Annotated in this window: 8 protein-coding genes; 3 read left to right on the top strand and 5 right to left on the bottom strand. The window is 56.0% G+C overall.

The genetic code is table 11. The features are described 5' to 3' along the window. From ACEYDX_RS08815 to ACEYDX_RS08795, 5 genes are all read right to left on the bottom strand, one after another. Positions 1-1,017 (bottom strand): ATP-binding protein (locus ACEYDX_RS08815; protein ID WP_373741648.1); only part of this gene is annotated, 1,017 nt, incomplete at its 3' end. 367 nt (positions 1,018-1,384) lie between these two features. After that, positions 1,385-2,149 (bottom strand): tetratricopeptide repeat protein, encoded by a 765-nt coding sequence (locus tag ACEYDX_RS08810; RefSeq protein WP_373741647.1) that lies wholly within the window; start codon positions 2,147-2,149, stop codon positions 1,385-1,387. A gap of 357 nt (positions 2,150-2,506) precedes the next feature. Next, complete coding sequence (prfH, locus tag ACEYDX_RS08805) at positions 2,507-3,118, bottom strand: peptide chain release factor H (protein WP_373741646.1); 612 nt, start codon at positions 3,116-3,118, stop codon at positions 2,507-2,509. A gap of 36 nt (positions 3,119-3,154) precedes the next feature. After that, positions 3,155-3,859, bottom strand: a complete 705-nt coding sequence (locus ACEYDX_RS08800; protein ID WP_373741645.1) for a hypothetical protein — start codon at positions 3,857-3,859, stop codon at positions 3,155-3,157. Positions 3,860-3,997: 138 nt separating this feature from the next. Then, complete coding sequence (locus ACEYDX_RS08795; RefSeq protein ID WP_373741644.1) at positions 3,998-5,134, bottom strand: RNA ligase RtcB family protein; 1,137 nt, start codon at positions 5,132-5,134, stop codon at positions 3,998-4,000. A gap of 656 nt (positions 5,135-5,790) precedes the next feature. On the opposite strand from ACEYDX_RS08795, the gene ACEYDX_RS08790 reads away from it, so the two are divergent. The 3 genes from ACEYDX_RS08790 to arsB form a co-directional block, all read left to right on the top strand. After that, positions 5,791-6,213, top strand: a complete 423-nt coding sequence (locus tag ACEYDX_RS08790) for a MarR family winged helix-turn-helix transcriptional regulator (protein ID WP_373741643.1) — start codon at positions 5,791-5,793, stop codon at positions 6,211-6,213. 30 nt (positions 6,214-6,243) lie between these two features. After that, a complete protein-coding gene (locus ACEYDX_RS08785) occupies positions 6,244-6,675 on the top strand; it encodes an organic hydroperoxide resistance protein (protein WP_373741642.1) in 432 nt (143 codons plus the stop codon). Between the two features lie 82 nt (positions 6,676-6,757). Further along, on the top strand, positions 6,758-7,648 hold an 891-nt coding region (arsB, locus tag ACEYDX_RS08780), incomplete at its 3' end, for an ACR3 family arsenite efflux transporter (protein WP_373741641.1).

Below are 7,648 nucleotides of genomic sequence, written 5' to 3'. Positions count from 1 at the left end.
GGCGGACAATACGAAGGCCACGCGGCCGAATACGTCGTCGCTTTGCACTTTCACGCCGCGCGGCAACAGGTTGTGGTGGTTGATAAAGTTGTTCACCGCGCCGAACACGGCCTGTTTCAAACCCGCTTCGTGGGTGCCGCCCAGCGGGGTGGGAATCAGGTTGACGTAGCTCTCGCTGTTGCACACGCCGTCTTCCAACCAGGTCAGCGCGAAAGCCGCGCCTTCGCCGGCGGTGAAATCGCTGTCGTGGCCGGTTGAAATATAGTTTTCGCTGGCAAACACCGGCACGGCTTCCTGCGCTTCGCTGATTAAGTCGAGCAGATAACCCTTGAGGCCGTCGGGGTAGTGCCAGGTTTGCGTTTGCGGCCCGGGTTCGCCTTTAACGGGGCGGGTGAGCGACACGGTAACGCCGGGCAGCAGCACCGCTTTGGCGCGCAGCAGCCGCTCCAGCTCGGCGATGCTGTAATTCGGGCTTTCAAAGTATTTGCCGTCCGGCCACACGCGCACTTCGGTGCCGCTGTCTTTCACCGCGCATTTTCCGGTTTCCGCCAGCGGCTCAATGACATGGCCGTCTGAAAACACGATGCGGTGGATTTTGCCCTCGCGTTTTACGGTTACTTCCAGCCGTTTCGACAGCGCGTTCGTGACCGACACGCCCACGCCGTGCAAACCGCCCGAAAAAGCATACGCGCCGTTGCCGCTTTTCTTGTTGAACTTGCCGCCCGCGTGAAGCTGGGTGAACACCAGTTCCACCACCGGCAGCCCTTCCACGGGGTGCAGCCCCACCGGAATCCCGCGCCCGTTGTCGCGCACCGACAGCGAACCGTCGTCATGGATTTCCACCCTGATTTCCGTGGCAAACCCGCCGAGCGCTTCGTCGGCGGCGTTGTCGATGACCTCTTGGCAGATATGCGTCGGACTTTCCGTGCGCGTGTACATGCCCGGGCGTTCTTTGACGGGGTCGAGGCCTTTTAGGACGGTGATGCTGGATTCGGAGTATTGGTTTTGCTGTGCCATGATGCGTTGCGGTAAATGGAAAATCGGCGCGATTTTAACACGGATAAGGTTTTCAGACGGCCTAAAGCCGCCGCGGGGACGGTTGACCCGCTCCCACGGGCATAACCGGACATAACGCTGGAAATACGCAGAACGTAAATAACGGAACAGCAAACGGCAAAAACGTAGGTACGGTTAGCCGCCTCCAAGCGGCGTAACCGTACACCATGCAGCCAACTAATGAGTACGATGATGAAGGCCGTCTGAAAAATGCGAATTGTTTTTTCAGACGGCCTTTGGGTTTGAGCGGCAAGGGTCTCTATCTGTATTCTCGGTTTGTATGGTTATACCGCTTGTGGCTGCTGACCGTACCTACTGCTACTACGGATCAGTATCCTGCCTGTTTCATCACATTTAGTGCCTGTTCGGCATGGGCAAAGCCTTGGGCTGCAGCTTTTTCAAACCATGCACGGGCTTTGGCATAGTCTTTCGGTACTCCTTCTCCGTTGTAATACATCGTCCCGAGACTGGATTGCGAAATGGCATAGCCTTGGGCGGCAGATTTTTCGAACCATATGAGGGCTTTTGCATAGTCTTTCGGCACGCCGTTTCCTAGAAAATACATTTCTCCGAGCATGTATTGCGAGGGAACATAATCTTGAATGGCAGCTTTTTCATACCATGCGAAAGCTTTTACATAGTCTTTCGGCATACCTTTGCCATTGTGATACATGGTGCCGAGGGCGTGTTGTGCGTCGGCATGGCCTTGAGCGGCAGCTTTTTCATACCAAGTGCGGGCTTTTGCATAGTCTTGCTGCATATATTCTTCCCAGTCATACATGCGCCCGAGGGCGTGTTGTGCGTCGGCATGGCCTTGAGCGGCAGCTTTTTCATACCAAGTACGGGCTTTTGTCTGGTCGTGCAGTGTACCTTCTCCGTTATAATACATTGCACCGAGAACGTATTGCGCGACGGCTTTGCCTTGAAAAGCCTGTTGTTCATACAGCTTGAATGCCGTTGGGTAATCGCCTTTTTTATAGGCCGTATAGGCTTGTTCCAATTGCTGTTCGGATGAGGATTGTGTAGTAACGGATTGGCAAGCGGCGAGCAGTAGGGCGGCGGCAAGGAATGCGGCTGGGGATTTGCTAGTCATATTTTTCTCTGTTTGAGTTTGTTGTTTGGTACGATTGTCTGGCAGCAGGACTGTTTCGGAACGCAACGTTTGAAATCAGTTTAACTATAACACGGGTATTCGGAGAAAAATGAGGTGAGAAGAATACGGCGGGCAGATTTTTGCGTGTGGTTGCTTCTGAAAAAAGGCCGTCTGAAGTCTGAAAACGTATCGAAATAAGTTTTCAGACGGCCTAAACGCAGGCGCAAGGTTGGGCAGATGCCGAGTTCTGCAGGCATGGCCGTGTAACGGCGGAAACGCAGACAGGATAACGGAGCTGCAAACGATGCAAAACAGGAAGAGGCCGTCTGAAAAAGTGTTTTCAGACGGCCTCTTCCTTTATTGCTCTCTAAAATCCGTTCCGTAAAACACCCGAACCGGATTGCCGCGTTCCACTTGGTAGAGCTGTGAATGCGCATCAGCGGCGTGTTGTCCCAAGGCAGCGGAATGCCGTTCGGCCAGTTTTAGGGCGAGCAATTCGCGGGCGCGTTTTTTGTTGGCGTGCTGGCTGCGTTCGCTTTCCACGCGCACGGAAATGCCGGTGGCCAAGTGCGTGGCGCGCACCGCGCTGTCGGTTTTGTTGACGTGCTGGCCGCCTTTGCCGCCTGCGCGGCAGGTTTGGTATTCGATTTCGCTTTCAGACGGCACGGCGGGCGGTTCGGGCAGTCTGAACAGGCCGATATACCAGTTTTTGCGCGGATGTTTCGGGCGCACGGGGCTGGCGCATGTCCATTGCAGCGTACCGAGCCAGCGTTGCGCGAATGCTTCGGCGTTCGCGCCGCTCAGGGTAAACGTGGCGGACAGCAGCCCGTGGCGGCTTTCGGTTTCGTCCAATATTTCCGCCTGCACGCCTGCGGCGTGGGCTTCGCGCAGGATTTTCTGCAAGGCGCAACGGGCGAAGATTTGGCACTCGGCAGGGCCTTGTGCGGTGGAAAGTTGCAGGTAAATCATAGGGTTCCTTGTTTTTTGTTGCAGGCCGTCTGAAAACTATTTTTTCATTTTCGGGCGGAACGAGCGTTTGCCGTCGAAACCTTTGCTGGCGATTTTGTCGCCGTTGGTCATGGGCGGGCTGGTTTCGGCTTCGGTTTTCAGTTGCGACAGGTATTCGGTAATTTTCTGCCACACCAAATCCGCGTCCAAATAAATGCTGAGTGCCGACAGTTGGGGGTTGGCATAGGCGGATATTGTCCGTGTGCGCAGGTCTGACGGTTCCTCAGTCAACAGCAGCAGCGGGGCGTGGCGGTATGCGCTGATGTCGCGGCCGTCGTATTCGCTGCCCCGTTTGCGGACGGCCTGAAAATCAGGCAAAGGGGCGTACCGATAGCGGCTTAATTGGGGAACGGTGCAGACGCTGCCGTCGTGGAAACGTATTTTTACGCGGTATTCCGCGCAGCGGTATCCTGTCCGGCTGTCGCGCACTTCGTCAAACTGGTCGGTAACTTCGGACACATCGTAAGACGTGTAAACCTTGTCGCCCGTGTTGAACAGAAACACATGCAAGTCGCCGACGAACAGCACCGAAACGGACACGCACGCGCCGTATCGCTGCTGCCATTCGGGCAGCGGTGCGGGCAGGCTGTGGAGCAGCGGCTCGTCCGCCTGTTTGCGGCGGTCGAATACGAGCAGCGGATCTTCGCCGTATTTGGCGATTTTATGGTCGTAGAAATCTTTGAATTTGCTGATAATTTTCATACTGTTTTCCAATAGGCCGTCTGAAACGGCGGTTGCGGTCGGGTTGCGGCGGAATGATTGGATAAAGCTGTTTTAATGTCTGATTTTGTTTTCAGACGGCCTTCGGTTTTGACTTCAGGCCGTCTGAAAGCGTTTCAATCAATCCGCGCAGCCGCCTGCAGTTTTGTAGGTCAAAACGGGTTTCATCCGCGCCACGGGTTCAATCAGCCCGAAGTCGGACAGGGCGGCGATGATGCTGTCTATGCCTTTGTAGGCTTGCGGGGCTTCTTCGTAAATCAGGGCTTTGTCTTCGCACACGACCACGCTGCCGAGTGCGGTGCGGCGCAGGCTGTCGGCGGAGTATTTGTGCGACAGCCGTCCTTTGCATTCGCCGCGCTGCCATTTGCGGCCTGCGCCGTGCGCCAGCGAAAACAGCGCAGCGGCGGCGTGGTCGGCAAGCGGGCGGACGAGGTAGCTGTAATCGCCGCGCGAACCGGGAATCAGCACGGGGCCGCGGTCGGACGGCGTTGCGCCTTTGCGGTGCAGCCAGCCCGTTTCGCCTTGAATGTCAAGCTGTTCCAGAAAATTATGGTGGACATCAAGCAGTTGCAGGCCGTCTGAATGCCAGCGTTCGAGCATCCGTTCGGCAATCAGGCGGCGGTTGGCACGGGCGAACGCGAGCGCGGCTTGGTGTTCGGCCAAGTAAGCGGCGGCTTCGGGCGTGTTGTCCGACAGCCCGGCATGGCCGTGCGCATCGACATGGCGGCGCAAAATCTGCTGACCCAGTCCGCGCGAACCGCTGTGCACCAAGAGTTGCAGGCGGTCGGGATCGAAACCTGCGGGCAGGTGCTCGGGCGCGTAGATTGCGTCAACGGTTTGCAGTTCGGCGAAATGGTTGCCGCCGCCGATGGTGCCGAGCGCGGCGGTAAAGGCCGTCTGAAACGGGTTGGGCAGCAGTTCGGCGATGCGGGGCTGCCAACTTTCGTCCAAAGGCGCATCGATGCTGCCGAGCTGTTTCGCCAGTTTTTCGGAACGGACTTTGCGCGCGTTCAGGCCCGTTTGCCAAAACGCCATGCCGCAGCCGATGTCGTTGCCGATAAGCGCGGGGTAGAAATGCCCCGTGCTGAAAAACGCCGCGCCGACGGGATAACCGCGGCCTGCGTGCAAATCGGGCATGCCGGCCACGCGCCGCATGTGCGGCAGGCGGGCGGTGGTTTCGAGCTGCCGTACGGCGTTGCCTTCTATCCAAGTGTTTGAATTTTTGATGATAATGATGTTCGGGGATAAGTTGCCCATAAAGTTGCTTCCGTTTTGCGGGCGCAAACGGTTTCAGACGGCCTGATGAAAGCAGGGCAGCCGGAGGTTTTCAGACGGCATGACAGGCCGTCTGAAAAACACGGGAAACGGTTTGCGCGAAGTGTGGGATTGACCGTGCCGACGGTGCAAAACAGGGCGCAGGCCGTTAAGGTTCGGCGCGGCAGGGTTTTGCGGATGGAATGCGGACGGTCGTTGAAAGCAGCCCGAAGCGGGCGGGGCGGACGGAATTATCCGAGAGAATGCGCTGCTGCGCAGGGGCTGCAAAGTTCGGTTGAGCGGATTGTTTTAATTTTTGTCATTTTTATGCTCCTTTCTTTGCATGGGTTGATTGAATGGGGTGTATTGTAGTTTTGTTGGCTGCTTGTATGCAATAAAATGGCTCGGATTTTTGTTTTCGCTGTTGTAAATATGCTTAATCAAGGCCGTCTGAAAAACGGTTTTCAGACGGCCTTGATGGGTGTTTGGAAAATATTGTTCTTTTAAAAACAATAATCTAAATTCATTTATCAAAATTAAATTGTACAAAATATAATTTCCACGATATGATTGCCTGCAAATAAATCCTAAGCGTTCGGATTCGCGGCAAACCCGCTATCCGGACTTGGAATACCCAATTTTTTTCAGACGGCCTAAAAATGTACGAACAGCTTAAATTAAACAACCAGTTATGTTTTCCGCTTTACGCGCTTTCCAAAGAAATCACGCGCCGCTATACGCCGTTTTTGGATGCGCTGGATTTAACCTATCCGCAGTATCTCGTGATGCTGGTGCTGTGGGAACACGGCGGGCAGCGCGTCAGCGACATCGGTGCGAAGCTGATGCTCGACAGCGGCACGCTCACGCCCCTGCTCAAACGCCTGCAAAGCAAAGGCTTGGTGGAACGCAGCCGCGGTACCGACGACGAACGCAGCGTGCACATCCGTTTAACCGAAGCAGGGCAGGCATTGGAACGCCGTGCTGCCGAAGTGCCGCAGCAGCTTGCGGGTTGTCTGAAAATGAATGCCGCCGAAGCGGAAGCCCTGCGCGAGGCGGTGCGGAAAATTTTGGAAAATATTTGATTTTTTTACGTGTCAGATAAGGAGTTCATCATGAAAATCTTCTACCAAACCTCAGCAACCGCAACCGGTGGCCGCGACGGACGCACCCAAGTGGACGACGGTTCCATCGGCTTCGATCTGGTCGGCTTCCAAAACGAAAGCGGCAAAACCGGCACCAACCCCGAACAGCTTTTCGCCATGGGCTACGCCGCCTGCTTCGACAGCGCGATGAACCACGTCGCCCCGACTTTGGGCATCAAGCCGACTAAATCCAGCACCACCGTCGGCGTGGGTATCGGCCAGAAACCCGACGGCGCATTCGGCTTGGATCTGGACATCACCATTACCGTGGAAGGCATCAGCGAAGACGACGCGAAAAAGCTGATTGCCAAAGCCCACGAAGTCTGCCCCTATTCCAACGCCACGCGCGGCAACGTGGACGTGCGGCTGCATGTGAAAGTGGTGAACGCGTTTGATTTGTAAGGCGTAATCATTAGGACAGGCCGTCTGAAAATTTTTCAGACGGCCTGATTTCCGACGGTTCCAATTAAAACAAGGGATAACAATGGGTATTTTCGAGCGTTTCCTGACCGTATGGGTGGCCTTGGCGATTGCCGCAGGCGTGGCGTTGGGGGCGGCGTTTCCGAACGCGTTCCAATGGGTGGCGCGGATGGAAGCGGCGCATGTGAACGTGCCGGTGGCGGTGCTGATTTGGCTGATGATTTACCCGATGATGGTGCAGATTGACTGGTCTGCCGTGAAAGACGTGGGCAGAAAACCGCAGGGACTGGCGATGACGGTGGCCATCAACTGGCTGGTCAAACCGTTTACGATGGCGGCGGTCGGCTGGCTGTTTTTCCGCGTGTTTTTCGCCGATTGGGTAAATGCGCAATCCGCACAGGAATACATCGCCGGCATGATTTTGCTGGGCGTGGCGCCGTGTACCGCGATGGTGTTCGTGTGGTCGCAGCTGGTGAAGGGTGATCCGAATTACACGCTGGTGCAGGTGTCGGTGAACGACATCATCATGATTTTCGCCTTTGCGCCGATTGCGGGCGTGCTGCTGGGTGTGAGCGATATTGAGATTCCGTGGAACACGCTGCTGCTCAGCACGGTGCTGTACGTGCTGCTGCCGCTGCTGGCGGGCTGGCTTACGCGCAGGCATCTGCTTCGGGCGGGCAAACCGGTGGCGGCGTTCGCAGGCCGTCTGAAACCGTTTTCCGTTGCCGGGCTGATTTTGACTGTGGTGCTGCTGTTTGCCTTTCAAGCGCACACCATTCTGGCCAAGCCTGCCGTGATTGTGCTCATTGCCATACCGCTTTTGGTGCAGACCTACGGCATTTTCTTTTTGGGACGGATGATGGCCAAACGCCTGAACCTGCCGCATGAAATCGCCGCGCCTGCCTGCTTAATCGGCACGAGCAACTTTTTCGAGCTGGCTGTGGCCGTGGCGATT

It is taken from the genome of Neisseria sp. (assembly GCF_041804105.1).
Taxonomy (GTDB): domain Bacteria; phylum Pseudomonadota; class Gammaproteobacteria; order Burkholderiales; family Neisseriaceae; genus Neisseria.
The sequence above is the reverse complement of the archived record's forward strand: the minus strand, read 5'-3'. Positions and strand labels throughout refer to the sequence as shown.

What these genes read in the sequence shown, in the direction of transcription:
- ACEYDX_RS08810 (WP_373741647.1), bottom strand. Translation starts at nt 2,149, where the DNA reads ATGACTAGCAAATCCCCAGCCGCATTCCTTGCCGCCGCCCTACTGCTC.
- prfH (WP_373741646.1), bottom strand. Translation starts at nt 3,118, where the DNA reads ATGATTTACCTGCAACTTTCCACCGCACAAGGCCCTGCCGAGTGCCAA.
- ACEYDX_RS08800 (WP_373741645.1), bottom strand. Translation starts at nt 3,859, where the DNA reads ATGAAAATTATCAGCAAATTCAAAGATTTCTACGACCATAAAATCGCC.
- ACEYDX_RS08795 (WP_373741644.1), bottom strand. Translation starts at nt 5,134, where the DNA reads ATGGGCAACTTATCCCCGAACATCATTATCATCAAAAATTCAAACACT.
- ACEYDX_RS08790 (WP_373741643.1), top strand. Translation starts at nt 5,791, where the DNA reads ATGTACGAACAGCTTAAATTAAACAACCAGTTATGTTTTCCGCTTTAC.
- ACEYDX_RS08785 (WP_373741642.1), top strand. Translation starts at nt 6,244, where the DNA reads ATGAAAATCTTCTACCAAACCTCAGCAACCGCAACCGGTGGCCGCGAC.